Source organism: Roseovarius gaetbuli (assembly GCF_900172365.1).
GTDB classification, from domain to species: Bacteria; Pseudomonadota; Alphaproteobacteria; order Rhodobacterales; family Rhodobacteraceae; genus Roseovarius; species Roseovarius gaetbuli.
The window spans coordinates 60,781-86,005 of record NZ_FWFJ01000005.1; the positions used below are offsets into that span (position 1 = coordinate 60,781).

A 25,225-nucleotide genomic window follows, 5' to 3' on the forward strand; every position below is an offset into this window, starting at 1 on the left:
TGGCGCCTGTTTTTCCGCTCCGTGACTTTCATCATTCCAGAAATACTCCGGGGGAATCGTCGCTTTGCGGCGATGGGGGCAGCGCCCCCTAAAACCTGCTGGACATTTCGGACGCGACAGGGCTTTTGTGCGCCATGACACATCCAATCTATACCATCCCCGACGTTCATGGGCAGGATGCCCTTCTAGAAGCCGCATTGACGCTGATCGAGGCCGAGGGCGGCCCCGATGCCGAAATCATATTCCTTGGCGATCTGGTGGATCGCGGCCCCGATAGCCGCGCGGTGATCGACCGCGTGATGCAGGGTCAGGCAGCGGGGCGCAACTGGACCGTGCTGCGTGGCAATCATGACCAGATGTTCATAGATTTCATTGAAAGCGGCGATATTCACCCCGCGCGCCTTCGACCCGACTTAAGCTGGCTGCATCCGCGCCTTGGCGGAGACACCACGCTTGCCTCTTACGGGGTGGTGTGTTCCGAAGCCGACCTCAATCTTGAGGGGGCCCGCGCCGCTGTTCCAGCCGCGCATATTGACTGGCTTTCCAACCTGCCGCTGACCCATCTGGTCGGCGATCTTTTGTTTGTCCATGCCGGCATCCTCCCTGGCGTGCCGCTTGAGAAACAGGACCCGGATGATCTCATGTGGATCAGAAACGGTTTTCTTGATTATGAGGGCGAGTATCCCTGGCTTTTGGTGCATGGCCACACCGCCCTTGATATGCCGACCCATTTCGGCAACCGGATTGACCTTGATGGCGGCGCCGGTCGTGGTCGCGGCCTTTGGCCCGCCGTCTTTGAGGGCCGCGACTGCTGGCTTTTGGCCGACACCGGACGAATCCCACTCAAGCCTGCCGAATAGAGCCGCTCGCGCGTCGCGTTTTACCTGTCTGCCCTGTGCGAAACGGCGAAAGAGCCGCATTGCCAGCGGCGGGGTAACCTCGTTAAGGTTGTGACAACTTAAAACCGAGGGACAGACATGACTGATATCGTAATTCTTGATGGCGCACGCACGGCAATTGGCACATTTGGCGGGGCCCTTGCGGGCACACCGCCGACAACCCTTGGCGCGATTGTTGCCAAAGAGGCGCTTGCGCGCTCGGGCGTCGAGGGCGCACAGATCGGGCATGTGGTCTTTGGTCATGTGATCAACACCGAACCGCGCGACATGTACGTGAGCCGCGTTGCCGCCATTGAGGCAGGCATTCCAGACAGCGCCCCGGCGATGAACGTAAACCGTCTCTGTGGCTCTGGCGCACAGGCGATTGTATCGGCGGTTCAGTCCCTGATGCTGAATGATGCGGACTTCGCCCTTGCCGGCGGTGTCGAGAACATGTCGCGTTCGCCCTTTATCATCCCCGACCAACGCTGGGGCGCCAAGATGGGCGATGTGACCACACGCGATATGATGTTGGGTGCGCTGAACTGTCCGTTTGGCACCGGCCATATGGGTGTGACCGCGGAAAACGTTGCCGCCGAGCATGACATCAGCCGCGCCGATCAGGATGCCTTTGCCCTTGAAAGCCAGCGTCGCGCAGGCATCGCGATTGCCGAGGGGCGCTTTAAATCCCAGATCGTTCCGGTCGAGGTGCGCGTCAAGCGCGACATGGTTGCCTTTGACACCGATGAACACCCCAAGGCGACCACCGCCGAGGCGCTTGGCGGCCTGCGCACCGTGTTCCAGAAAGACGGCACAGTGACGGCCGGCAATGCCAGCGGCATCAACGACGGCGCGGCGGCGATTGTCCTTGCCCGCGCCAGTGCGGCCGAGGCCGCAGGCCTCAAGCCGCGCGCGCGTATCCTTGGCTATGCCCATGCCGGTGTGCGCCCCGAGGTGATGGGCATTGGCCCGGTCCCCGCAGTACAAAAGCTGCTTGAAAAGACTGGGTTGAGCGTCGGTGATTTCGATCTGGTCGAATCAAACGAGGCCTTCGCGGCGCAGGCGCTTGCAGTCAACAAGGGGCTTGGCCTTGATCCGGCGCGTGTAAACCCGAATGGCGGCGCAATCGCGCTTGGCCATCCGGTTGGTGCCACCGGCGCGATTCTTGTCATCAAGGCGCTCTACGAGCTTGAACGCACCGGCGGAAAACGCGCCATCATCACCATGTGCATCGGTGGTGGTCAGGGGATCGCCATCGCAATCGAGCGCCTCTGATCGAGCGTCACGGGCAATAATCTGCTGATTTTGGCAAGGCTTTAAGCAGTTCTTCACGACGATGTCGGATGGTGACGATGGTACATCCCGGCATGGCGGAGGACAGGCATGAGCCTTGCCAATAAGCTGGCAGAGGAACGGCGCGCCCGATTGGCCGCCGAACGGCTGCTGGAACAGAAACAGGCGGAGTTGCAATCCGCCAACCGAAAGCTGGGCAAGCACGCGCGCGCCCTGTCCCACGAGATTGTCGAAACCCGTGCTCAGGTTCAGACGGTTCGTGATGAAAATCAGCGCGTCAAATCCGACCTTCACGTTGCCAATCAAAAGGTTGAAATCGCCGAACGCCGCCTGTGGCATTCGATCGAGACGATTCAGGACGGGTTTGCCTTTTTCGACAATGACAGCCGCATGATCGCCGCCAATCATGCCTATCTCGCGGTGTTTGAAGGGCTGGAGGCGGTCGAACCCGGCGTCAGCTATATCGAGATTTTGCAATTCATCACCGAAGAAGGGATCGTGAACATCGGTGACATGACCCCGGTAGCGTGGCGCGAAAAGATGCTGGATCGGTGGCAATCCACCGCGCCGGAGCCCGAGGTGGTGCGGCTTTGGTCCGGTGAATATATCAAGCTGATTGATCAGCGCGGCCACGGTGGTGACATGGTGAGCCTTGCACTCAATATCACCGATACGATCCGCCATGAAAAAGAGCTTCAAGAGGCGCGCCGCAAGGCCGAGGCGGCCAACCGGGCCAAATCATCCTTCCTCGCCAATATGAGCCATGAAATCCGCACCCCGATGAATGGGGTTGTGGGCATGGCCGAATTGCTGGGCGATACCGACCTGACCGACGAGCAGCGCCTTTATGCCAGCAGGATCAAGCATTCCGGCGAGGCGCTTTTGGTGATCATCAACGACGTCTTGGATTACTCGAAAATCGAGGCGGAAAAGCTTGTTCTTCATGAAGAACCGTTTGACCTTGAGCGCTGTATTCACGAGCTCATCACCCTGCTTCAGGCCAATGCCCGCGACAAGGGCCTCGAACTTTTGGTCGATTACGACATGTTCCTGCCGACGCGGTTTGTCGGTGATCCGGGGCGCATCCGCCAGATCATGACCAACCTTCTGGGCAATGCTGTCAAGTTTACCGAGTCCGGGCATGTCTTGATGCGCGTCACCGGCATGCCGTCGGGCGAGGGTGAAAAGGCCACGCTTCACATCACGATTGAGGATACCGGCATCGGCATTCCCGCCGAGAAGATCGACCATATCTTTGGCGAATTCAATCAGGTCGATGATGAAAGCAACCGCAAGTTCGAGGGCACCGGTCTTGGTCTTGCCATCTCGCAAAAGCTGATTCGGCTGATGGATGGCAAGATCTGGGTCGAATCCGAGTATGGCAAAGGCTCGACCTTCGGGTTTTCCATCGCGCTGCCGGTGGATGAGGCGGAACAGGACGATTGCCTGCAATTGCCCGAGGGGTTGAGCCGCGCGATGATTGTCGAGCCGCAGGAAGTGACCCGCTCGATCCTTGAGCGCCAGCTTGCAGTTCTCGGGGTCGAGTCGGTCTGTTACCAGAACGGCGAAGAGGCCCTGGCACAGATTGGCCCCGGCATCGACCTGGTGGTCACCGATCACAACATGCCCCGGATGGATGGTATCGAGCTTGCAGAGGCATTGCGCGAGGCGGGGCACGCCATGCCGATTGTCCTGCTCAGTCACAACACCGGCTATGCGGAACAGGATCCCGGTCGGGTGCATTTACAGGCGGTTTTGCAAAAACCAGTGCCCCGGCGCGAGTTGTTCCACGCGCTTGCCGCACTGGCGACGGGCAAGGTGCCAGGACCGCAATTGCCCGAAGAGCCAGAGATTGACGATACCCCCGGTCGCGCCATGCGGGTATTGGCCGCCGAGGACAACAAGACCAACCGCCTTGTGTTTTCCAAGATGATCAAATCCTTGGATATCAACCTGAAGTTTGCAGAAAACGGCCATGAGGCCCTGGCGTTCTTTCAATCCTTCAAACCCGACATCGTGTTCATGGACATCTCGATGCCCGGCATGGATGGCAAGGAGGCGACCCAGCATATCCGCCAAATCGAGGCCGCAACCGGCGGCCATGTGCCGATCGTGGCGATGACCGCCCATGCGATGGAGGGCGATGAAACTGGGATTTTGGCGGCCGGGCTTGATCATTACATGACCAAACCCCTGCGCAAGGACACCATAATCGGCCATGTCATCGACGCCTGCCCGCCCGACGTGCGCCCGCCAGAGGGCGTGGCCGAGGATATTCAGGCCTCGGGGTAATCGCGCAGGAACACCCAGTTGTCGCCTTTGGATAGCCATGCGTTATAGCGATATCCGCCGCTGTCGAAATCCTTTAGGGCCTCGGGATCGCTTAGGCGGTGCTGGATCATGAAGCGGGCCATCGCGCCGCGCGCGCGCTTGGCATAAAAGCTTACGATCTTGGGTGTGCCGACTTTTTCTTCCATGAAGACCGGCGTGATCACCCGTTGGTTTAGCGCCGCGAGATCAACCGCGCCGAAATATTCCTGACTGGCGCAATTCACCAGAACGTCGCTGTCAACGGCCTCTGCCTGTGCATTCAGCGCCTTGGAAATGGTGTCGCCCCAATAGTCATAAAGCGATTTACCGTGATCTGTTTTCAAGCGGCTGCCCATTTCAAGGCGATAGGGCTGGATCGCGTCCAGAGGGCGCAACACCCCGTAAAGGCCCGACAAAATCCGAAGATGATCCTGCGCCCAGGCCATTTCATCGGCATCAAGCGATCCCGCCTCAAGCCCCTGATAGGTGTCGCCGGCAAAGGCCAATGCGGCTGGCTTTTCGTCCATCTTGCCGAAATTGCCAAAACGGTCGGAATTCAGCCGCGCCAAATTCTCGCTGATCTTCATAAGCTTTTGCAGATCGCCCACGCTTAGCCCGCGCGCCACCTCGGCAAGCTCATTGGCCTCTGCCTGAAAGGCTGGGCGCGTGGGGGTGATCCCCTCGACCGGGTCCATATCCATTTTCTTGGCGGGCGAGACAACAACCAGCATGCGCAAATCCCTTTTCAAGCGTTTCCAGTGATCTAGTGCGCCGCGCGCAGAACGTCCAGAAAGGCGGTGCCGAAACGTTCGGCGCGCTTGTCGCCAAGGATGCGCTCCATTTCCTGTTCGGTGCTCGGGCGTGCGCTTGCCACCCGCGCCAAAAGCGTGGTCGAGCAACTAAGCGGCTTGTCGATCCCGTCTTCGCCGCGCGCCAGATCGGTTTGCGCCTGAAGCAGGCGGTCATAAACCTCGCCCGCGTCGCGCCCGGCCAGTCTGCGCCGCGTCGGGTGCACGTGATCGGCGGCGCCATTGATCACCTCAATAAAGGCATCGCCGTAACGTTCAAGCTTTTTCGCGCCAACGCCACTTATTCGCGCCATCTGATCCAGGGTGGCGGGCCGGGTCTCGGCCATCTCGATCAGGGTGCGATCGTTGAACACCACATAGGCGGGCACCTTGGCGGCCTCGGCAAGGGCGCGGCGCTTGGCCTTGAGCGCCGACAAAAGCGGCGCATCCTCGTCCGAGACAAGCGCGCGCACCGCCGGGCGGTTTGATTTGGCCACCAGAGTGTCGCGCCGCAGGGTAATGCCTTGTTCGTCGCGCAGGATCGGGCGAGCGGCCTCGGTCATGCACAGCGCGCCGTGGCGTTCCACATCGGGGCGGATAAGGTCGTGGCCCATCATCTGGCGAAACACGCCTTGCCAACCGCGCTTGTCGATGTCGCGCCCAACACCAAAGGTCGGCAGGGCGTCATGCCCGCGCGCGCAAATCTTGTCGGTGGCATTGCCCATCAGGATATCAATCAGATGCCCCGCGCCGAACCGTTCTTCGGTGCGCAGGATCGCCGATAGCGCCTTGCGCACCGCCTCGGTGCCGTCAAAGGTCTCGGCGGGGGTGTCGCAAAGATCGCAATTGCCACAGGTAAACTCGGTTTCCCCGAAATACCGCAGAAGTGTCGCACGGCGGCATTCGAGCGCCTCGGCCAGCCCCAAAAGCGCGTTCAGCCGCCCGTGATCGGCCATCCGGCGTTCGGGCGGGGCAAGGCCTTCGTCAATCTGGCTGCGACGCAGGCGGATATCGTCGGGGCCAAACAGCGTGAGGGTTTCGGCCGGGGCGCCATCGCGGCCCGAGCGACCAATTTCCTGATAATAGGCCTCGATGGATTTCGGCAGGTCTGCATGCGCGACCCAACGGATATCGGGCTTGTCGACGCCCATGCCAAAGGCCACGGTCGCCACCACGATAAGCCCGTCCTCGGTGTTGAACCGACCCTCGACATGGCGGCGATCCCCGGCCTCCATCCCGCCGTGATAGGCACAGGCGTTATGCCCCGCCTCGCCAAGCGCGCGCGCCAGCGTTTCGGTTTTGGCGCGGGTGCCGCAATAGACAATGCCCGACTGGCCCTTGCGCGCCTTGGCAAACTCAAGGATCTGGCGGCGGGGGTTGTCCTTGGCACCAAAGGCAAGGTGGATATTGGGGCGGTCAAAGCCGTGCAAAAAGGTCTGGGGCGGCTGGCCGTCAAACAGTTTTTGCACGATTTCTTCGCGGGTTTCGGCGTCGGCGGTGGCGGTAAAGGCGGCAATCGGCACGTTAAGCGCCTCGCGCAGCGCCCCGATCCGAAGGTAATCGGGCCGGAAATCATGCCCCCATTGCGACACGCAATGGGCCTCATCGACGGCAATCAGGCTTACGCCGATACGGCGCAGCATCCCCATGGCCGATCCGGCGGCAAGGCGTTCGGGCGCGATATAAAGCAGCTTGAGCCGCCCGTCTTCCAGCGCCTGCCAGACCTCGGCGGTCTCTTCATCGGTATTGCCAGAGGTCAGCGCGCCGGCTTCGACCCCGGCCTCGCGCAGCGCACGCACCTGATCGCGCATCAGGGCAATCAGCGGCGAAATGACCACCGTCACCCCGTCGCGCATCAGTGCAGGCAATTGAAAGCAAAGCGATTTTCCGCCACCCGTCGGCATGATGGCCAGGACGTTCTGACCATCGGCCACGGCATCCACGATCTCTTCCTGCCCGGGGCGGAACGCATCATAGCCGAAAATATCGCGCAAAAGCGTGGCAGCGCCGGGCATGGGATATCCTGTAAGATTTGTTGTTCTGCTCTTACCGGAATCTTTTCATACTACGAATCGCGGGACAACCCTTGATCAGTAGAACGCCGCCGCGTTGTTGATCAGGATAATGCGCAGCGCATAGACCGCCACCAGCACCACCAAAGGCGCAAGATCAATCCCCGACATGGCCGGAAGAAACGACCGTACCCGGCTATAGATCGGCTCAAGCAACCGGTTGAGCCCATACCAGACCTGCGCGACGAATTGCTGGCGCAGGTTGAGCACCTGAAAGTTGATAAGCCAGCTCATGATCACATGGGCGATAATGAAGAACCAAACGATATCGAGGATAAGCATCAGGATCTGGAAAAGCGATTGCATAGAGAGGGTCCTTTGCACGAAACGCTTATGACCTAAGCGTCATGCGGTCAAAGCGCAAGGCTGACGCGCCGTTGTGGTTGACGGGCACGCGCAGAGGCCCGACAAGGCCGCAAAAGAAAGAGAGTGCCCATGTACCCCTTCCTGCGCTTGTTCTGGCAGCTTTTCATCACCCGCAACCTGCCGCGGCTGCCGTTGACGGGCACTCATGTGTCGCATCATTTCTGCATGCCCTGGGATATTGATCTGTGGCGCGAACTGAACAACGGGCGCACCCTGACGATCTATGATTTGGGGCGCATTCCGCTGGCCGGGCGTGTCGGGTTGATCAGCGCGCTGCGCCGCAACCGCTGGGGCCTTGCGATTGCCGGTGCAAGCGTGCGCTATCGCCGCCGCATCCGCATGTTCGAAAAGATCGAGATGCGCTCGCGGGCGGTGTTCTGGGATGAGCGGTTTTTTTATATCGAACAGTCGATGTGGAAGGCGAATGGCGACTGCGCCAATCACATCATCTATCGCGCTGCCGTGACCGGGCGCGAGGGGATCATGGTGCCGGATGATGTGATGGCGACAATGGAGAATCAGGAAGCCGCGCCAGAGGCCCCCGAATGGGTTGCCGCCTGGATCAAGGCCGACACCCTGCGGCCCTGGCCTCCGATGCAGGACGCACAGGAATAGCTTGCGCGCGCGCCTTATCGCCTGTCATATCCCACCAAAGGCAAGGGAATGGGCATGGCAGAGATTTCACCGCGCAAACGGATCTGGGGCTGGTTTTTCTTTGATTGGGCAAGCCAGCCTTATCACACCCTGCTGGTTACCTTTATCTTCGGGCCGTTCTTTGCCTCGATCGCGTCGGATTATTTCATCGCCTCGGGCCTGAGCGAAGACCTCGCCGATGCCCGCGCGCAAACCATGTGGTCCTATTGCCTGACGGTGACGGGTTTGCTGATCGGGCTTGGCGCGCCAATCATGGGGGCCTTTGCCGATACCACCGGCAAGCGGCTTCCTTGGATCGTTGCGTTTTCGGCGATGTATGTGCTGGGCGCGACCGCGCTCTGGTGGACCAACCCGGATGGGTCGAACCTGTGGTGGGGGCTTATGGCCTTTGGTTTTGGCTTTGTCGGTGCGGAATACGCGCTAATCTTCATCAACTCGCAACTGCCCTCGCTTGGCACGGCCGAAGAGGTGGGCGATTTGTCGGGCTCGGGCTTTGCCTTTGGTTATCTCGGCGGGGTTCTGTCGCTGATGATCATGCTGTTGCTGTTTGTCGAGCAACCAAGCGGCAAGACCCTGATCGGGCTGGCCCCGGCCTTTGGGCTTGATCCCGAATTGCGCCAAGGCACGCGGTTTGTCGGGCCGTTCACCGCGCTTTGGTTCGCGGTCTTCATGGTGCCCTATTTCATGTGGGTGCGTGATGTCGGCCCGCCGCGTCAGGGGCGCGGCGTGGGCGCGGCGCTTGGCATGCTGAGCAAGACGATCAGAGGCCTGCGCCACCGGATCAGCCTAAGCACCTATCTTGGCTCGTCGATGTTTTACCGCGACGCCTTGAACGGGCTTTATGGGTTTGGCGGCACCTATGCGATCCTTGTGCTGAACTGGTCGATTGTGTCGGTGGGCATCTTTGGCATCATCGGCGCGATTTCTGCGGCTTTGTTCAGCTGGATCGGCGGCAAGGCCGATAAGCGCTTTGGCCCCAAGCCGGTGATCATCCTCGCGATCTGGGCGCTGATCGCGGTCTGCGTGACGATTGTCGGCATGGACCGGACCCAGATTTTCGGTATCCCGCTTGGGGTGGGATCAAAACTGCCGGATATGATCTTTTTTGGCTGCGGCGTGTTGATCGGCGGCTTTGGCGGCATGCTTCAATCCGCCAGCCGCACGATGATGGTGCGCCATACCGATTCGGCGGCGCCAACCGAGAATTTCGGCCTTTACGGGCTATCCGGGCGCGCCACGGCGTTCATGGCGCCAGCCCTGATCGGGCTTGTCACCACGCTTAGCGGCAGCGCGCGCATTGGGGTTTCTCCTGTCATTTTCCTTTTCCTGATCGGCCTTGTCCTGCTACGCTGGGTCAAATCCGAAGGGGACAGGGAAACATGGGCGGCTATCTCAGACTAAGCGTTCTTGTCATGGCTTTGGCGGGCTGCGTGCAATCCGCGCCAGAGCCGAAACCAACCGGCACTCTGTCAAGCCAGAGCATTCCCGCGTCGATGCGCGGGGTGCAGGCGAAACAGCTTTTCGGCGCGCATGGGCATGGCTCGGCGCAATCGCCCGCCCCGCTTGGGGGCTATGCCAAGGGCTGTATCGCGGGGGCGACGACCCTGCCGGAAACCGGCCCCACATGGCAGGCGATGCGCCTGAGCCGGAACCGCAACTGGGGTCACCCGGAAACCATTGACATGATCAAGACCCTGTCGCGCAAGGCCGCGGCGCAACCCGGTTGGAGCGGGCTTTATGTCGGCGACATAAGCCAGCCGCGCGGCGGGCCGATGATATCGGGGCACCGCAGCCATCAGATGGGTCTTGATGCAGATATCTGGCTCAGGCCCGCCGATAATCTCTCGCTTAGTCGCACGCAGCGCGAGGACATCTCGTCGATCTCGATGCGCCGCGCCAATGGCGCCTATACCAACAGCAGCTGGACCCGCGCGCATCATGAAATCGTCAAAGCCGCCGCGCAAGACCCGCGCACCGCACGGATATTCATCTTTCCCGGTGCCAAGGTGAAGATGTGCAACGATGAAAAGGGCGACCGGGCGTGGCTTCGCAAGGTGCGGCCCTGGTACGGGCATCACTATCACTTCCATGTGCGGCTGAATTGTCCGGACAACGTTTCGGGCTGTCAGCCGCAGGCGGTGCCGCCGCCGGGCGATGGCTGCGCCGAGGCGCAAACATGGGTCCGCAACATCCTCAACCCGCCGCCGCCTGACCCGAATGCGCCCAAGCCCAAGCCGCGCCGCGAATTGACGATGCAGGACCTGCCGCGCCAATGTGTGGCCGTGTTGCAGGCACAATAACGCAGCATCCTGCGCATAAACCTGCGGCGACCACATCATTTTGTTTTGACAAACGCAAAATTTGTGGCAGGCTAGGGATGAAATCAACAAGCGAAAGGAGGTGGTCCAGTGTCTACAGAGGTATTGGAGCGAGGTGTCGGAACAGTTCAGGAGAGCATCGTCTAGGGCAGCCCCGGGGCGAAAAAGCCATCCGAATTGGTGCGCCTAACCGGCCCACCTCCGCTAACTTCTAGAGGGCCGTTCCGGGATCGGGGCGGCCCTTTCGATTGGCTTTGGGCCGGAACAGGTCTAAAACCGCGTTGAAACCGGAAAGTCCCATGCTGAAAATCAACGATCAGATCACGATTGCCGACTGGGAGCTGACGGAGCAGTTCATGCGCGCCTCTGGCCCCGGCGGGCAGAACGTGAACAAGGTCAGCAGCGCGGTCGAGCTTCGCTTCGAGGCCGAGCGCTCGCCAAGCCTGCCTGATCCGGTCAAGGCGCGGCTGCGGCGACTTGCGGGGCGGCGCTGGTCGAAAGAGGGCGCCTTGATCATCCAGTGCGACGAAACCCGAAGCCAGGCCCGCAACCGCGAAATCGCCCGCGACCGGCTTGCCGCCCTGATCCTTGAGGCCACGCACAAGCCCAAACGCCGGGTGGCGACACGCCCGACGCTTGGCTCGAAAAAGCGTCGGCTCAAGGCCAAGAAGGTGCGCGGCGAGGTCAAGGCGATGCGCGGTCGCGTCGACGGTGAAGAATAACGCAGCGTCCGGGGTGACAAGCGCGGGCCAAGGCTGCATCCTGCGCCGGAATTCGACGTGTCGCGCGCTCTGGCTCCCACGTTTCGGATCGCGCTTTGAGGGAGGCCCGCCATGACCGACTATCCACATCTTCTTGCCCCGCTTGATCTTGGCCATGTGACGCTCAGGAACCGGGTCTTGATGGGCTCGATGCACACCGGCCTTGAGGAAACCAAGGATTGGAACCGGGTCGCCGAATTTTATGCCACACGCGCGCGTGGCGGTGTTGGCCTTATGGTGACGGGCGGCATGGCCCCCAACCGCGAAGGCGGGGTGTTTCCCGGCGCGGCGGGTCTCTTTAGTGACGCCGATATCGCCAATCACCGGATCGTCACCGACCGGGTGCACGCGGCGGACGGGCGGATCGCGATGCAAATCCTGCATGCCGGGCGCTATGCCTATGGCCCCGAATGCGTCAGCGCCTCGCCGATCAAATCGCCGATTTCGCCTTTTGCGCCGAAAGAGCTAGATGAGGAAGGCATCGAAAAACAGATCAGCGATATCGTCACCGCCGCCACCCGCGCCCGCGAGGCCGGGTATGACGGGGTCGAGATCATGGGATCCGAGGGCTATTTCCTGAACCAGTTTCTTGTCACCCACACCAACAAGCGCACCGACCACTGGGGCGGGTCTTATGAAAACCGCATGCGCCTGCCGATCGAGGTGGTGCGGCGCGCGCGCGCGGCGGTGGGCGATGACTTTATCATCATCTATCGCCTCAGCATGATTGATCTGATCCCTGACGGAAGCACCCATGAAGAGGTGGTGCAATTGGCCCAGGAGATCGAGCGCGCCGGGGCGACGATCATCAACACCGGCATCGGCTGGCACGAGGCGCGCATTCCGACGATTGCCACAAGCGTGCCGCGCGCCGGTTTTGCCTGGGTCACGCAAAAGCTGATGGGCAAGGTGGGCATCCCGGTGATCACCTCGAACCGGATCAACACGCCCGAGGTGGGCGAGGATATCCTCGCACAGGGCGCCGCCGATATGGTCAGCATGGCGCGCCCGTTTCTGGCCGATCCCGATTTCGTGGCCAAGGCGGCGGCGGGGCGGGCCAAGACCATCGCGCCCTGTATTGCGTGTAACCAGGCCTGTCTTGATCACACCTTCAGCGGCAAGATAAGCTCTTGTCTGGTCAATCCGCAGGCCTGCTTTGAAACCGAACTTTTGATCAAGCCAACCGATAAGGTGAAAACAATCGCGGTGGTTGGCGCGGGGCCTGCGGGCCTCTCGGCGGCGATCACGGCGGTGGGGCGGGGCCACAAGGTAACGCTGTTTGATCGCGCCGACCGGATCGGTGGTCAGCTCAACATGGCGCGGGTCATTCCGGGCAAGGAAGAATTTCACGGTCTGGTCGAATGGTTCGAAACCATGGTCGAAGAGGCGGGCGTAAACCTGCGTCTGGGGCAGGCGGTAAGTGCCCATGATCTTGACGGGTTCGACGAGGTGATCGTCGCCACCGGCGTTATCCCGCGCGATCCCGGCATTCCCGGTGAGGATGCGCCGAACGTGCTTTCTTATATCGACGTGCTGCGCAACAAGGCGCCGGTCGGTCGCCGTGTGGCGGTTATCGGCGCCGGCGGAATCGGCTTTGATGTGGCCGAATTTCTGGTGCACGAGGGCCATAGCCCGACCGAAGACCTGACGCTTTGGCGCAGCGAGTGGGGGGTTGGTGACCCTGCCGAGACCCGTGGCGGGCTTGCCGAAGGCGGCCCAAAACCCACGCCCCCGGCGCGCGAGGTGACATTGCTTCAGCGCAAGGCAGAGGCCCCCGGCAAGCGGCTTGGTAAAACCACCGGCTGGATTCACCGCGCGGCGTTGCGGATGAAGAACGTCAAGATGCTGGGCGGGGTGAATTACGAGCGGATCGATGAGAGCGGTCTGCACATAAGCTTTGGCGAGGCGCGCGAAAAGCCGACCCTGATCGACGCCGATACGATTGTTCTCTGTGCCGGTCAGCTGAGCGAGCGCAGCCTTGCCGATGCGTTGGAGGCGGCGGGCGTGGCCGTGCATGTCATCGGCGGCGCCGATGTCGCCGCCGAACTTGACGCCAAGCGCGCCATTGATCAGGGTAAACGGCTGGCGGCAGCGCTCTAACGGCGGCTTGGCCCGCTCTTGGATGCGGGCCGCGCCAGCGGTGTTACTTCACCGTGATGGTGATCACATCCGAGGCCACGGGTGGCTCGTGCGGCACGTGGTTCATATCGCCCATGACCAGTTGCAGCGTATGCTGCCCCGGTGCCAGATCAAGGGTGACCTCGGTCTGTCCGCCACCGAAGTGTTTGTGATGATCATCCGCCGGGATGCCATAGGTCAGCTCTTCGGCGCCATCGGGGCCCTCACCAAGCGGCGGGCGGTCGATCAACAGGTGATGATGACCGGTCTTTTCCTTTTCGGTGCCTGCCGGGGCGACGCCCATACCGGCGAGGCCAAAGTTGACCTTGACCGGGGCGCTGACGGTGTCGCCATCGGAAAGATTGATAAAGTAGACTGCGGCACCTTCGGGCGCCGGGGTGTCACCGGCAAGCGCGGGGGCAGCCACCATCATAAAGGCGGCGGCGGTTATCGATAGAATGCGTTTCATGGTAAATCCTCCTGTTTCCACTGTACCATAAATAAGCTGTCTGGCCGCGCATTCTGGTCTTTGGCGTATTGTTTCCCGGTTTCCAGCCAATCAACGATCCTGACAAAACCCAGATATTGTCTGGCCTATGCCCCAGTTGCGCCCGATTTCGCGGTCAGAAAAGAGCCTGAGACGCAATTTAGAGGTACAAGTATGGATCGCCTTACGGAAATGGAGGCCTTTGCCACGGTGGTGGATCAAGGCGGGTTTACAGATGCGGCCCGCAAGATGGGTATCTCGAAATCGGCTGTGTCCAAACATGTGTCCTCGCTTGAGGCCCGGCTTGGCGCACGGCTTTTGAACCGCACAACCCGCCGCGTGAGTCCGACCGAGATTGGCCTTGCCTATTACGACCGGGCGCTTCGGGTTCTCAACGATGCAGGCGAGGCCGACGCCTTGGTCAGCTCGATGCAATCCGACCCGTCGGGCCTGTTGCGGATTTCCGTGGCAACCGATTTCGGCGTCAATCACCTTAGCCCGGTTTTGGGCAGTTTCCTTGATGAATTTCCCGATATCACCGTCAATATGGTCCTCAACAACCGCTATGTAGAGCTTATCTCGGAAGGCTTTGATATGGCGATCCGGATTGGCGAGCTGGAAGACAGCACGCTTCGGGCGCGCAAGTTGACCGAGACCACAAAGCGGATGATCGCAAGCCCGGCCTATCTTGAAAAATACGGCCAACCGCAAAAGATCGACGATCTGAACGAACACAAGCTCTTGCATTATTCAAGCCAGGCAGGCGGCGCCGTTTGGAAGCTGACTGCGCCCTCGGGTGAAAAGCGCCAGGTGCGCACCGCCGGTGGCCTTTCGGTGAATGACGGGCAATCGCTTTTGAATGCTGCGATTTCCGGGCTTGGTATCGCCTATCTGCCCAGCTTTCTCTATGCCAAGGCAATGGCCGATGGCCTGATCCTGGATGCGATGCCGGAGCTGCCGACCGAAACCCAAGGCATTTACGCGGTCTATCCGCCGGGTCGCTTTACCCAGCCCAAGGTGCGCGCCTTCATTGATTTCCTCGTGCATTCCTTTGCCGAAAAAGGCCCCAACGAGTGGTAAGACTTTCCTCCCCGCCATTTATGGCCAACTTTGCCCCGGACGCCCCGCGCGTGCCGGGGTTTTTGTTGGTCTGACGGCGCGCCGCGCCGCGCGAAAGATGTCATCCGGGTCACGGAAAAAACGAAAGCCCGGCGGGCGGTTTCCGTGCCGGTCCAATCCTGCTTCTGGCCTATAAGAGACCTCGTTTGGCGGTCGAAACCATGGCCGCCTAGCCCCGGATATTTTGAACTGAGGCCAAGGCGCAGACATTGAGAAAAGGAACCGACATGGTTTTGAGAACTGTAATTGCCACTGGTATCGCCTGTGCCTGGGCCACGCTTGCCCCCGCGCGGGACGCGACCATGAGCTTTTTCATCACCAGTGAGAACCCCGGAAAGGGGGCCGATTTGGGCGGGCTCGCAGGCGCCGATGCCTATTGCACCAAGCTGGCCGAGGCCGCAGGGGTCACCGGCAAGGTCTGAGCCGACTGGACAAGCGGCGACAAGGGCACTGCGATGGTCGGCCATCATGATCGCACCGGCGGTGACGGTCTGTTTTACTGCTTTGCCAAAACCTAAAATCATCGGTGCCTCGGCACGCATCGTCGGGGCGCTTTTGTGCTCTGAACGCTCATGCACAGCGCCTGTGCGACGGATCGCAGTTGCCTTGGGCCCCTGATCGCCCCAGTTTACGCCTCAAGCAACTCATTAGGCGGAAAGGGATATCCAATGACCAACCTCAAACTTATGACGATTTCCGGATCACTGCGTAAAGGTTCTTATAACCGGATGCTTCTGGCCGAGGCCGCAGAGGCCTTTGGCCCGGCGGATGTGACCGAGGGCGACCTGAACCTGCCGCTCTATGACGGTGATCTTGAGGCCGAAAGCGGCGTGCCCGAAGCCGCGCAAACCCTGGCCCGGCAGATCAAGGATGCTGACGCGGTGGTGATTTCCGCGCCCGAGTACAACAAGGGCATCACCGGCGTTCTGAAAAACGCGCTGGATTGGATCAGCCGGGTCGAGGGCGCGGCCTTCAGGGACAAGCCGACGGTCGTTATATCGGCTGCGGCGGGGCGCACCGGCGGCGAGACTGCGCAATTCATGACGCTGTCCTGTCTTACTCAGCTTCAGGCGCGGCTTTTGCCCGGCACCTCTGTCTTGATCGCCGGGGCGATGAATGCCTTTGACGAGACTGGCAAGCTCAAGGACAACACATCGCGCAAGCTGCTGGCCACACGAATGGAGGCCCTGCGCGCCGAGGTGAGCTAACGCACGGTTCGTAAGAAAGTGTTTGGTCGGATATCTAGCCGCATGGAATACTTCCCTAACCGAACTTTGTTTCAAGGGGGATCCATGCGGATAATCGCAATGTCGCTATGCCTGTTGGTGTCCGGTACGTTTGGCGCACAGGCTTCAGAAGGTGAACGCGTTCAAATCAAAGGCGAGATCATTGACACCTGGTGTTACTATTCCGGCGTGATGGGCGGCCCGGATGCCGTGACCGGAAGCGCACATCACACCTGTGCGCTCTGGTGTTCGGCGGGGGGGATCCCGGTCGGCCTATTGGCCGAGGATGGCACGGTTTATATGGTGCTCAAGATCAAGGGCGATGCAAATTCGGCCGGTGGCGACACACAGCTTAACCTTGCCAGTCATGAGATCACCGCCGATGGCATACTCTACAAGCGCGACGGGTTGAATTATCTCGTGGTTGAAAAGGTGGTGACCGATCACGGCATCACCAATCTCAACCACGAAGATTACGGCCCGATCCCCGGCTTTGCCATCCCCGACCCGACCAAGTGAGGAGTGACCGGATGAAACGTTTGATTATGATACTGGCCGCTCTTGCCTCGCCCGCCATGGCGCAGGATTTTTCGGACGGTTCCGAAGCAAAGACATGGAATCTTTATGGTGAATCCCCGGCCCGCTTCGAGGCGAAAGTCGTCGATATCCTTTGCGAGATGACCGGCGATTGCGCAGCGGAATGCGGCGGCGGCACCCGCCAGCTTGGCCTGTTGCGCAGGGCCGACGATGTGCTGGTCTTTCCCAACAAGAACGCGCAGGCCGCGTTTAGCGGCGCGGTGGTGGAATTGGCGCCGTTCTGCGGAAAGGAGGTCGAGGTTGACGGGCTGTTGATCACCGACCCCGACCTTGGGGCAAAGCATATCTACCTGGTTCAGAAAATCCGCAATCTCTGCGATGCCGAATGGACCGCCGCCAATCGCTGGACCAAGGAATGGGCCAAGGCCAACCCCGAGGCCAAGGGCAAAGGCCCGTGGTTTCGCCGTGACCCGCGCATCAAGGCCCAGATTGCCGCGCATGGCTATACCGGTATCGGCCCCGAGGCCGAAAAACCGTTCATCAAAGAGTGGTTTGAATGAGAATCGCGCGCCTGATATGTGCCGCCTTGCTCTGTGGTGGCGCAAGCGGCGCGCTGGCCCATGGCAGCGAAACCCACGCCGCGCCTGCCATTCCGGAACAGAGTGCGGCGGTCACGCCTTTGCCCTGGGATATCGGCGGGCCGTTTGCCCTTGTGGATCATACCGGCGCCGCGCGCACCGAGGCGGACCCCGACGGCAAGATGCAGCTGGTGTTTTTTGGTTACGCCAATTGCCCCGGCATCTGTAACGCCGCCTTGCCGATGATGGCCGAGGTCACCGACCTGCTTGCGGCGCGCGATATCGCGGCCAGCCCGGTCTTGATCACGATTGACCCAGTGCTTGATACGGTGGCCAGCATGGGCCCGGCGCTGGCCGAGATTTCCGATGATTTCGTCGGTCTTACCGGCACCCCCGAGGCGCTTGGCCTGGCCTATAAGGCGTTTCAGATCAGCTTTACAAAGATCATGGATGACCCAAAGCACGGCCCGATTTATGCCCATGGCAGCCATATCTATCTGCTGGACGGGGCGGGTAAGGTTCTAACGCTTCTGCCGCCAGTTCTCTCGCCGGATCAGGCCGCCGGGGTCATCGCCAAATACGCCAAACCCCGAGGCGCGTCCTGAGGGTGCGGCGCGCGGCGATGCTCCGTTTGCGACAGAACTCCGCCAAAATAGCTTGAGGCGAGCCGCGCGCAGGGCTAGATGGGCAGCTATAAGGAGCAACGCCCATGAGCCTGAACACATTCGGTCACCTGTTTCGTTTCACCACCTGGGGCGAAAGCCATGGGCCAGCCCTTGGTGCCACCGTCGATGGCTGCCCTCCGGGCATCGCGCTTGATGAGGCGATGTTGCAGCACTGGCTCGACAAGCGCCGCCCCGGCCAGAACAAGAACATGACCCAACGCAATGAGCCCGACGCGGTGCGTATTCTGTCTGGCGTTTACGAGGGTCAGAGCACCGGCACGCCGATCCAGCTGATGATCGAGAACACCGATCAGCGCTCCAAGGATTACGGCGATATTGCCCAGACCTTCCGCCCCGGTCATGCCGATATCACCTATCACCAGAAATACGGGTTGCGCGATCCGCGTGGCGGCGGGCGCAGCTCGGCGCGTGAAACCGCCGCGCGGGTTGCCGCCGGTGGCGTGGCGCGCGCCGCGCTTGGCTCGCTTGTGCCGGGGCTTGAGATCAAGGGCTATATGGTCGCCATGGGCGAGATGGAAATCGACCGTGCCCGCTTTGACTGGGACGCGATTGACGGCAATGATTTCTGGATTCCCGATGCCGCCGCCGCCCCCGAATGGGAGGCGTATCTGCAAAAGCTGCGCAAGGATCACAACTCGGTCGGTGCCGTGGTCGAGGTGGTTGCGCGCGGTGTTCCCGCCGGTCTTGGCGCGCCGATCTATGGCAAGCTTGATACTGATCTGGCCGCCGCGATGATGTCGATCAATGCCGTCAAGGGCGTCGAGATCGGCGAAGGCATGGCCGCCGCGCGCCTCACAGGAACCGACAACGCCGATGAGATTTTCATGGGCGAGAACGGGCCGGAATACGGATCAAACCACGCCGGCGGCATCCTTGGCGGGATTTCGACGGGCCAAGAGGTTGTCGTGCGCTTTGCGGTCAAGCCAACCTCGTCGATCCTGAGCCCGCGCCGCTCGATCCGCATCGACGGCACCCCGATCGAGGTGGTGACCAAAGGGCGGCATGATCCCTGCGTCGGCATCCGCGCTGTTCCCGTCGCCGAGGCGATGATGGCCTGCGTGATCCTCGATCACCTGCTCTTGCACCGTGGTCAGGTCGGCGACGGCCCACGCGGTCAGATTGGCTAGGATCGTTTTCTTTAAAAGAAAACGACCCGGAATTTTTTGAAAATTCCGGGTGCCTAGATCCGGCCTTGGCGCGAAAGCTGCACCGCCAGAATGCCGCCCATGATCACCAGCACACCGATCAGATCGCCAAGCCGCAACGCCTCACCCAACAGCATGGCGGCGATGGCCACCCCGAAGAACGGGTTGAGAAAATGGAAAGTCGCGGCGCGGGTCGCGCCGATCCGCTCGACCAGAAGGAACCACACAAGCGTGGCGGCAAGACCGGGGATAAGCGTGGTGTAGAGAAACGCCAGCACAAGCCGCGTACTCCACTCGACCACAAGAGGCTCGGTCGCAAGTCCAACTGTTCCGACAAGCACCGACCCGACGATCATCTGAAGCCCGACAACCATCAGGAAATTCCCCCCCGAGGCCGCACCGCGTACCGACAGGGTGGCGAAGGCCAGCGCAAAGACCGCAATTGCACAAAGGCTGACGCCGTAAAGGTCCATCCCCCCCTGAAGCCGCGCGCCCATGATGATCACCACCCCCGCAAGCCCGGCAACAAGCCCGAAGATCCCGACCTTGCCAAGCCGCTCGCCAAGAAACGCCCAGCTGATCAAGCCGACCAAAAGTGGCACGGTCGAGGCGATGATCGCGGCAAGCGAGGCCTCGATCGTCTGCATCGCCACAAAGTTGAGGCCAAGATAAAGCGCGTTCTGACAGACGCCGAACACGATCGTCGCGCGCCATTGCGCCCGCGTCAGCCGCCAGGTCTGGCCGAGGATCAAGGCAATCGTGATCCCGATCACGCCGGAAATCAGAAACCGCAACCCAAGCGCGGTCAGCGGCGGCGCGGCGGCCACGATGATGCGCGCCGAGGTAAAGGCGCTTGACCACATAAGTGCAAAAGCAAGCCCCATGACAATCGCGCGAATATCCATCGGTCTACTCCGTCAATGAAAAGGGCCGCCCTTGGGCGACCCTTTTACGAAACTCGTTGCAAGTGCAAGTAGGCTTTAGCCGTTCACGCTATCCTTGAGCGCTTTGGCGATGGTCATTTTCACAACCTTGTCGGCCTCTTTTTTCATTTGCTCGCCGGTGGCAGGATTGCGCACCATACGCTCGGGGCGCTCGCGGCAATAGATCTTGCCAACGCCCGGAAGGGTCACGGCACCGCCTGCGGATACTTCTTTGGTGATGATCGCGATCACCGCATCCAGTGCGCCGGTCGCGGTTTTTTTGTCACTTCCCATTTCATCAGCCAGAGCAGCGACGAGTTGGGTTTTGGTCATGGGTTTTGCCATTTTATGGTCTCCTTCAACTGCCCTACCTATGGGCCTCATGCGCGTGATTTAACGCTATGGTGTGATCAAACACAATGACTGGTAGGCAAAAGCAAGTGTTTTTAGCGTATTTTGTGCCAATTTCCGCTAGGTCAGCGTAAGATTTCCCGCCAAAACGGCTCTGACCTAGACGTCGATACCGTTTGCCCACCCCTGCGGGATATATCCGGGACCGACCGAGTCGATCTGCCCAAGCCACCGCGCGAGCGTTTCAAACAGTTGAAGATAGGTTTCCCCGACCAGTGGAAGCAGGCTTTGCACAAGCCAGACAAGCGCCACAAGCGGAAGGGCGAAAGACACAAACCACGTCAGCCCAAGCACCACCGTCACGCCGATTTCGGCACAGACATTATCGTCGCGCCGGTCGATCCAGCCGACATAACGCTTGCGCAACCCCATCGGGGCCCATTGCGCAAGGCTAAGACAGCTTAGCCCGGCATGGATCAGGGTCGGCACCAGCGTTGAAAACAGCATCGCATAAAGCCAGAGATAGCGCGCTTGCGGGGTCTCAAGCCAGGGCTGACCGGGCAAAGGGGCGCTGCGCAGATCGGCAAAGATCGGGCCAAGCGGCAGGATATCCACCCCGGCCAGCCGGTTCATCACGGCAATGGCAAGGAGCAAGGCGGCCCCAAGACCGGTAAAGAGCAACAGCGCCGCACCGATATCGACAATCCCCGCAAGCCAGGGCACGATGCCGCCGCGCCGCAGGCCAAGACGCCAAAGGCCAAGCGTGACACCATAGGACAGAAAATCGAACACCCCGTTCAAATGCGGGAAGAGGCCAAGAAACAGGAATACGCTCGTGCGTTCGCTACTTGGCGTTTGGAGGGGCAAGCTGAGGAATAGGGCGAAAAAAAACGGATCCTGTCACTACTATGACGTAGCAGACAAATGCTAAACTTGAGTTCCCGAGTTTGATTAGCGCAGCGACAACAAACGGTACTGCTATCATTCCATAAAGTATGACAAAAGCTGAGGCTGCGGAGGTAAATATAAATGCAAGAGTACCAACTAATACAAAGGTACTCACAAAAATGCCGGGGAAGAAGGCAACAAAAAATAACGCCAACGTGGTTGGAATCGCAAATTCGAATGAAATCGACTTTCCAACCATAAATAAAAAGGTGGTTGATAGAGTTACCATCACCGCAGGTTTGAGGAAATGGCGTACATCAATAGTATCTGGTCCCTTCGAGGACCATTGAATTGTGCAACGCCTCATTGATGGTACGAAAGGCAAAGCGCCCCCCCAAGGCAAGAAGCACCGTCACCGGCGTAGCCCAATGACTCCACTGCGGCATGGCAACGAACTCACCCAATCGCCCTTCACCAGCAAATGCCCATTGCAATAGGAGAAGCACGAAAGGGTACATAACAGCCCAAAGCATTGCGAAGTCAAATAGCGTCCAACCAAACCACGCATAGGCGGTGTGCGTGGCAGCTTTTGCATCCCGCGCGTGGAGATCAAGCCATCCTGTATAAGGCCCCTTGGTACGGGGCCGCCGCCAGCGGGTGACGCGGCGCTACAGTGGGATCATCAGCGCGCGATAGGGCCGCAGCGTGCATTTCGCGTCAAGACGCGCCCGCAGATCGGCGCACCACTTGTCGTTTGCCAGAGTGGCCCGCGCAAGGACAAGCGCCACCACAAACCCGACAAACAGCCAGTCAATCCAGAGCGGCGTGGCCTCGGTCTGTAAACCAAGAACGGCAAGCGCGCCTAGAATGCCTGTAATTATAATATCCATAACCGCCCATAAGCCGTTAGGTCGTACAGGCTGTCAATCAGGGGCGGTATGATCAAAGAAAGGCTGTTTCCTCAAAGCTGCGTAATTTGCGGCTATGGATGCGTTCAAGGGGCATTTTACGCAACGATTCCATTGCGCGAATCCCTATCATCAGGTGGCGCGAGACCTGTGATTGATAGAATGCACTGGCCATTCCGGGAAGTTTCAGCTCGCCCTGAAGGGGTTTGTCGCTGACGCAGAGCAGGGTGCCATAGGGCACGCGAAAGCGAAAGCCGTTGGCGGCGATGGTGGCACTTTCCATATCAAGCGCGATGGCGCGCGATTGTGACAGGCGCTGCACCGGGCCGGATTGGTCGCGCAATTCCCAATTGCGATTGTCGACGCTCGCCACCGTGCCCGTGCGCATCACGCGCTTGAGGTCAAAGCCTTCAAGCTCGGTTTCCTGTGCCACCGCCGTTTCAAGGGCGATCTGGATTTCCGCCAGCGCCGGGATCGGCACCCAGGCCGGCAGGTCGGCGTCAAGCACCCGGTCCTCGCGCAGATAGGCATGTGCCAGAACGAAATCGCCGAGCGATTGCGAATTGCGCAGGCCCGCGCAATGGCCGACCATCACCCAGGCATGCGGTCGCAGCACCGCCACGTGATCGGTCGCGGTCTTGGCATTGGACGGCCCGACCCCGATATTGACGAGGGTGATCCCCGACCCATCGGCGCGCTTGAGGTGATAGGTCGGCATCTGCGGCAACCGCTCGACCATCGGCAAAACCCCGTCGGGCGTGGTGATCTCGGCATTGCCTGTGCTGACAAAGGCGCAATAACCGCTTGCGGGATCGGCCAGCATCTTGCGCGCATAGGCCTCGAATTCCGAAACATAGAACTGATAGTTGGTGAACAGCACGTAGTTCTGAAAATGCTCGGGATCGGTGGCGGTGTAATGCGCCAGCCGCGCCAGCGAATAATCCACCCTCTGCGCGGTAAAGGGCGCAAGCGGGGCGGCGCCGCCCGGCGGGGTCTGATGGGTGCCGTTGACGATATGGTCGTTCGTCGTCGAAAGATCCGGCACATCAAACACATCGCGCAGGGTGAAGTCTGCGGCGCCTTCTTGCGGGACGGTGATGCTGGCATCATTGGCGACGGCAAAATGCACCGGCATCGGCGTGTCCGACACGGTGATACAGACCGCAACACCGTGGTTTTCGATCAACAACCCGATCTGTTGTGCTAGGTAGTTGCGAAACAGGTCGGGTCGGGTGATCGTGGTGGCATAGGTGCCGGGGTTGGACACATGGCCATAGCTCAGGCGGCTGTCGATCTTGGCGAATGTCGTCGTCGTAAGGCGTATCTCGGGGTAATAAGCACGCATGCGACCCGTCGGGATATCGCCGCCAAGCGCCTTGGAAAACTCGTGACAGAGAAACGTCGTCGCCGTCTGGTAAAGCGCAACAAGCCGGTCGACCGCCGCCTTTGCATCGATGAAATCCTCGGGGCCCGGAACATTAGGCGAGGTGACGCCGGTGGTCTGATGGGTAAGCGTCACGGCGTGTCCTTGGTACAGTCAGTTTTCATCTCATACGTTGACACGGGCCGGTCGCCTTATCAAGCTGACCTCTGGAAGAATAACAAAGGCAGGCCCCGACATGGATCTGGAAACGGTCAGCGCAGAAGACTTTGGCGCCGCCCTCACGGGGATCGGCCTGAACATTCTGGTGCGCGATGTGCCCGCGCAGGTGGCCTTCCTTGAGGACATCTTTCAGATGGAGGGGCATCGCGTCAGCGCCGATTTCGCGATCATGACCTACCATGGCCAGATGATGCAGTTGCACGGCGATCACACCTATTCGCAAAACCCGCTATCAGGTCTTTTGCCCGAAACCCCGCCACGCGGGGCAGGGGCCGAATTGCGCCTCTATCACACCGACCCTGATGCGGCTGTGGAACGGGCAAGGGCGCGCGGGGCCCATGTGCTGCAAGAGGCTTCTGACAAGCCCCATGGTCTGCGCGAATCCTATATTCTGTGTGACAATGGCTATGCTTGGGTGGCCTCGCTGCCGCTGGCGCAATTTCCAAAGGGAGCCCCCTCATGAGTGTTACCGATATCCGCCCGAACATGGACCATTGGCAAGAGCGCGTGGATCTGGCCGCCGCCTTTCGCTGGACCGCGCGGCTTAACCTGCACGAGGCGGTCGCCAATCATTTCAGCCTGTCGATCAATGATGATGGCACGCGGTTCTTGATGAACCCGAACCAGATGCATTTTGCCCGGATCAAGGCCAGCGATCTTATCGTGGTGGATGCCAATGATCCCGAAACCCTGAGCGGGCCGGATGCGCCCGACCCGACGGCTTGGGGCCTGCATGGCGGGCTGCACCGCCATTGCGCCCACGCGCGCTGTGCGATGCATGTGCATTCGATCCACGCCACAGTTTTGGCCAGCCTCGCCGATAGCCGCCTGCCGCCGATTGATCAGAACTGTGCCACCTTCTTTAACCGCTACGTGATCGACGATGGCTATGGCGGTCTTGCCTTCGAGGATGAGGGCGAGCGTTGTGCCGGCCTTTTGACCGATCCCAAGAAAAAGGTGATGATCATGGGCAATCATGGCGTGATGATCATCGGCGATACCGTGGCCGAAACCTTTAACCGGCTCTATTATTTCGAACGCGCCGCCGAGACCTATATTCGCGCGCTTCAGACCGGGCAAAAGCTTCGGGTGCTCAGCGATGAGATCGCCGAGAAAACCGCGCAGGAGCTTGACGAATATCCCGGTCAGGCGGATCGTCACCTTGATGAACTCAAGGCGATTCTCGACGCTGAAGGCTCGGATTACGCCGCCTGAC

27 protein-coding genes are annotated in these 25,225 nt (G+C 60.3%); 17 read left to right on the forward strand and 10 right to left on the reverse strand.

What is annotated here, in order from left to right; all coding sequences use genetic code 11:
• Positions 1–134 precede the first annotated feature (134 nt).
• The 3 genes from ROG8370_RS04165 to ROG8370_RS04175 all read left to right on the forward strand — a co-directional run bounded on the left by ROG8370_RS04165 (position 135) and on the right by ROG8370_RS04175 (position 4,463).
• Positions 135–860, forward strand: a complete 726-nt coding sequence (locus ROG8370_RS04165) for a metallophosphoesterase family protein (protein WP_085825819.1) — start codon at positions 135–137, stop codon at positions 858–860.
• A gap of 117 nt (positions 861–977) precedes the next feature.
• A complete protein-coding gene (locus ROG8370_RS04170) occupies positions 978–2,153 on the forward strand; it encodes an acetyl-CoA C-acyltransferase family protein (protein WP_085825820.1) in 1,176 nt (391 codons plus the stop codon).
• Positions 2,154–2,261: 108 nt separating this feature from the next.
• Complete coding sequence (locus ROG8370_RS04175; protein ID WP_085825821.1) at positions 2,262–4,463, forward strand: response regulator; 2,202 nt, start codon at positions 2,262–2,264, stop codon at positions 4,461–4,463.
• Here ROG8370_RS04175 and yaaA read toward each other — a convergent pair.
• From yaaA to ROG8370_RS04190, 3 genes are all read right to left on the reverse strand, one after another.
• The gene (gene yaaA, locus ROG8370_RS04180; protein WP_085825822.1) at positions 4,448–5,212 is read right to left on the reverse strand and encodes a peroxide stress protein YaaA; all 765 of its coding nucleotides are present in this window, start codon (positions 5,210–5,212) and stop codon (positions 4,448–4,450) included. The two genes, ROG8370_RS04175 and yaaA, sit on opposite strands and share 16 nt — an antisense overlap.
• Before the next feature lie 32 nt (positions 5,213–5,244).
• Positions 5,245–7,284: a DNA helicase RecQ gene (gene recQ, locus ROG8370_RS04185; protein ID WP_085825823.1), complete on the reverse strand. Its 2,040-nt coding sequence runs from the start codon at positions 7,282–7,284 to the stop codon at positions 5,245–5,247.
• 75 nt (positions 7,285–7,359) lie between these two features.
• Positions 7,360–7,647: a YggT family protein gene (locus tag ROG8370_RS04190; protein ID WP_085825824.1), complete on the reverse strand. Its 288-nt coding sequence runs from the start codon at positions 7,645–7,647 to the stop codon at positions 7,360–7,362.
• A gap of 129 nt (positions 7,648–7,776) precedes the next feature.
• Here ROG8370_RS04190 and ROG8370_RS04195 point away from each other — a divergent pair, with 129 nt between their 5' ends.
• From ROG8370_RS04195 to ROG8370_RS04215, 5 genes are all read left to right on the forward strand, one after another.
• Entirely contained in the window at positions 7,777–8,322 is a 546-nt protein-coding gene (locus ROG8370_RS04195; RefSeq protein ID WP_085825825.1) for an acyl-CoA thioesterase, read from the forward strand.
• 54 nt (positions 8,323–8,376) lie between these two features.
• Positions 8,377–9,762, forward strand: a complete 1,386-nt coding sequence (locus tag ROG8370_RS04200) for an MFS transporter (RefSeq protein WP_085825889.1) — start codon at positions 8,377–8,379, stop codon at positions 9,760–9,762.
• Complete coding sequence (gene mepA, locus ROG8370_RS04205) at positions 9,741–10,661, forward strand: penicillin-insensitive murein endopeptidase (RefSeq protein WP_085825826.1); 921 nt, start codon at positions 9,741–9,743, stop codon at positions 10,659–10,661. Before ROG8370_RS04200 ends, mepA begins: the two co-directional genes overlap by 22 nt.
• Before the next feature lie 317 nt (positions 10,662–10,978).
• Positions 10,979–11,401 (forward strand): alternative ribosome rescue aminoacyl-tRNA hydrolase ArfB, encoded by a 423-nt coding sequence (gene arfB / locus ROG8370_RS04210; RefSeq protein WP_085825827.1) that lies wholly within the window; start codon positions 10,979–10,981, stop codon positions 11,399–11,401.
• A gap of 111 nt (positions 11,402–11,512) precedes the next feature.
• Entirely contained in the window at positions 11,513–13,540 is a 2,028-nt protein-coding gene (locus tag ROG8370_RS04215; RefSeq protein WP_085825828.1) for an NADPH-dependent 2,4-dienoyl-CoA reductase, read from the forward strand.
• Between the two features lie 43 nt (positions 13,541–13,583).
• On the opposite strand, the gene ROG8370_RS04220 is transcribed toward ROG8370_RS04215, so the two are convergent.
• Entirely contained in the window at positions 13,584–14,027 is a 444-nt protein-coding gene (locus ROG8370_RS04220; protein WP_085825829.1) for a DUF4399 domain-containing protein, read from the reverse strand.
• A 192-nt stretch (positions 14,028–14,219) separates the two neighbouring features.
• On the opposite strand from ROG8370_RS04220, the gene ROG8370_RS04225 reads away from it, so the two are divergent.
• The 7 genes from ROG8370_RS04225 (at position 14,220) to aroC (ending at position 19,318) form a co-directional block, all read left to right on the forward strand.
• The gene (locus ROG8370_RS04225) at positions 14,220–15,125 is read left to right on the forward strand and encodes a LysR family transcriptional regulator (protein WP_073197688.1); all 906 of its coding nucleotides are present in this window, start codon (positions 14,220–14,222) and stop codon (positions 15,123–15,125) included.
• Between the two features lie 266 nt (positions 15,126–15,391).
• On the forward strand, positions 15,392–15,586 hold the full coding sequence (locus tag ROG8370_RS04230; RefSeq protein ID WP_212580059.1) for a hypothetical protein: 195 nt from the start codon (positions 15,392–15,394) through the stop codon (positions 15,584–15,586).
• A gap of 246 nt (positions 15,587–15,832) precedes the next feature.
• Positions 15,833–16,372 carry an NADPH-dependent FMN reductase gene (locus ROG8370_RS04235; RefSeq protein WP_085825830.1) on the forward strand — a complete coding sequence of 180 codons (540 nt, stop codon included), beginning with the start codon at positions 15,833–15,835 and terminating at the stop codon, positions 16,370–16,372.
• Positions 16,373–16,456: 84 nt separating this feature from the next.
• On the forward strand, positions 16,457–16,909 hold the full coding sequence (locus ROG8370_RS04240; protein ID WP_139838038.1) for a hypothetical protein: 453 nt from the start codon (positions 16,457–16,459) through the stop codon (positions 16,907–16,909).
• An 11-nt stretch (positions 16,910–16,920) separates the two neighbouring features.
• Positions 16,921–17,487, forward strand: a complete 567-nt coding sequence (locus ROG8370_RS04245; protein WP_085825832.1) for a hypothetical protein — start codon at positions 16,921–16,923, stop codon at positions 17,485–17,487.
• Complete coding sequence (locus ROG8370_RS04250) at positions 17,484–18,110, forward strand: SCO family protein (RefSeq protein WP_085825833.1); 627 nt, start codon at positions 17,484–17,486, stop codon at positions 18,108–18,110. Before ROG8370_RS04245 ends, ROG8370_RS04250 begins: the two co-directional genes overlap by 4 nt.
• A 104-nt stretch (positions 18,111–18,214) precedes the next feature.
• Positions 18,215–19,318, forward strand: a complete 1,104-nt coding sequence (aroC, locus tag ROG8370_RS04255; RefSeq protein ID WP_085825834.1) for a chorismate synthase — start codon at positions 18,215–18,217, stop codon at positions 19,316–19,318.
• A 53-nt stretch (positions 19,319–19,371) separates the two neighbouring features.
• Here aroC and ROG8370_RS04260 read toward each other — a convergent pair whose 3' ends face one another.
• The 6 genes from ROG8370_RS04260 to ROG8370_RS04285 all read right to left on the reverse strand — a co-directional run bounded on the left by ROG8370_RS04260 (position 19,372) and on the right by ROG8370_RS04285 (position 23,925).
• Positions 19,372–20,241, reverse strand: coding sequence for a DMT family transporter (locus tag ROG8370_RS04260; protein ID WP_085825835.1), 870 nt, complete (start codon positions 20,239–20,241; stop codon positions 19,372–19,374).
• A gap of 75 nt (positions 20,242–20,316) precedes the next feature.
• Entirely contained in the window at positions 20,317–20,604 is a 288-nt protein-coding gene (locus tag ROG8370_RS04265) for an HU family DNA-binding protein (protein WP_073197672.1), read from the reverse strand.
• 165 nt (positions 20,605–20,769) lie between these two features.
• On the reverse strand, positions 20,770–21,402 hold the full coding sequence (locus ROG8370_RS04270; protein ID WP_085825836.1) for a hypothetical protein: 633 nt from the start codon (positions 21,400–21,402) through the stop codon (positions 20,770–20,772).
• Between the two features lie 52 nt (positions 21,403–21,454).
• On the reverse strand, positions 21,455–21,787 hold the full coding sequence (locus ROG8370_RS20055; RefSeq protein WP_139838039.1) for a hypothetical protein: 333 nt from the start codon (positions 21,785–21,787) through the stop codon (positions 21,455–21,457).
• A 379-nt stretch (positions 21,788–22,166) separates the two neighbouring features.
• Positions 22,167–22,388 (reverse strand): hypothetical protein, encoded by a 222-nt coding sequence (locus ROG8370_RS04280; protein ID WP_085825838.1) that lies wholly within the window; start codon positions 22,386–22,388, stop codon positions 22,167–22,169.
• Between the two features lie 52 nt (positions 22,389–22,440).
• The gene (locus ROG8370_RS04285) at positions 22,441–23,925 is read right to left on the reverse strand and encodes an AMP nucleosidase (RefSeq protein ID WP_085825839.1); all 1,485 of its coding nucleotides are present in this window, start codon (positions 23,923–23,925) and stop codon (positions 22,441–22,443) included.
• A gap of 100 nt (positions 23,926–24,025) precedes the next feature.
• Between ROG8370_RS04285 and ROG8370_RS04290 the strand changes: the two genes are divergently transcribed.
• Both ROG8370_RS04290 and ROG8370_RS04295 read left to right on the forward strand, forming a co-directional pair.
• Positions 24,026–24,472 carry a VOC family protein gene (locus ROG8370_RS04290; protein ID WP_085825840.1) on the forward strand — a complete coding sequence of 149 codons (447 nt, stop codon included), beginning with the start codon at positions 24,026–24,028 and terminating at the stop codon, positions 24,470–24,472.
• A complete protein-coding gene (locus ROG8370_RS04295) occupies positions 24,469–25,224 on the forward strand; it encodes a class II aldolase and adducin N-terminal domain-containing protein (RefSeq protein ID WP_085825841.1) in 756 nt (251 codons plus the stop codon). The genes ROG8370_RS04290 and ROG8370_RS04295 overlap by 4 nt, the downstream gene beginning before the upstream one ends.
• The last annotated feature ends 1 nt before the right edge of the window (position 25,225 follow it).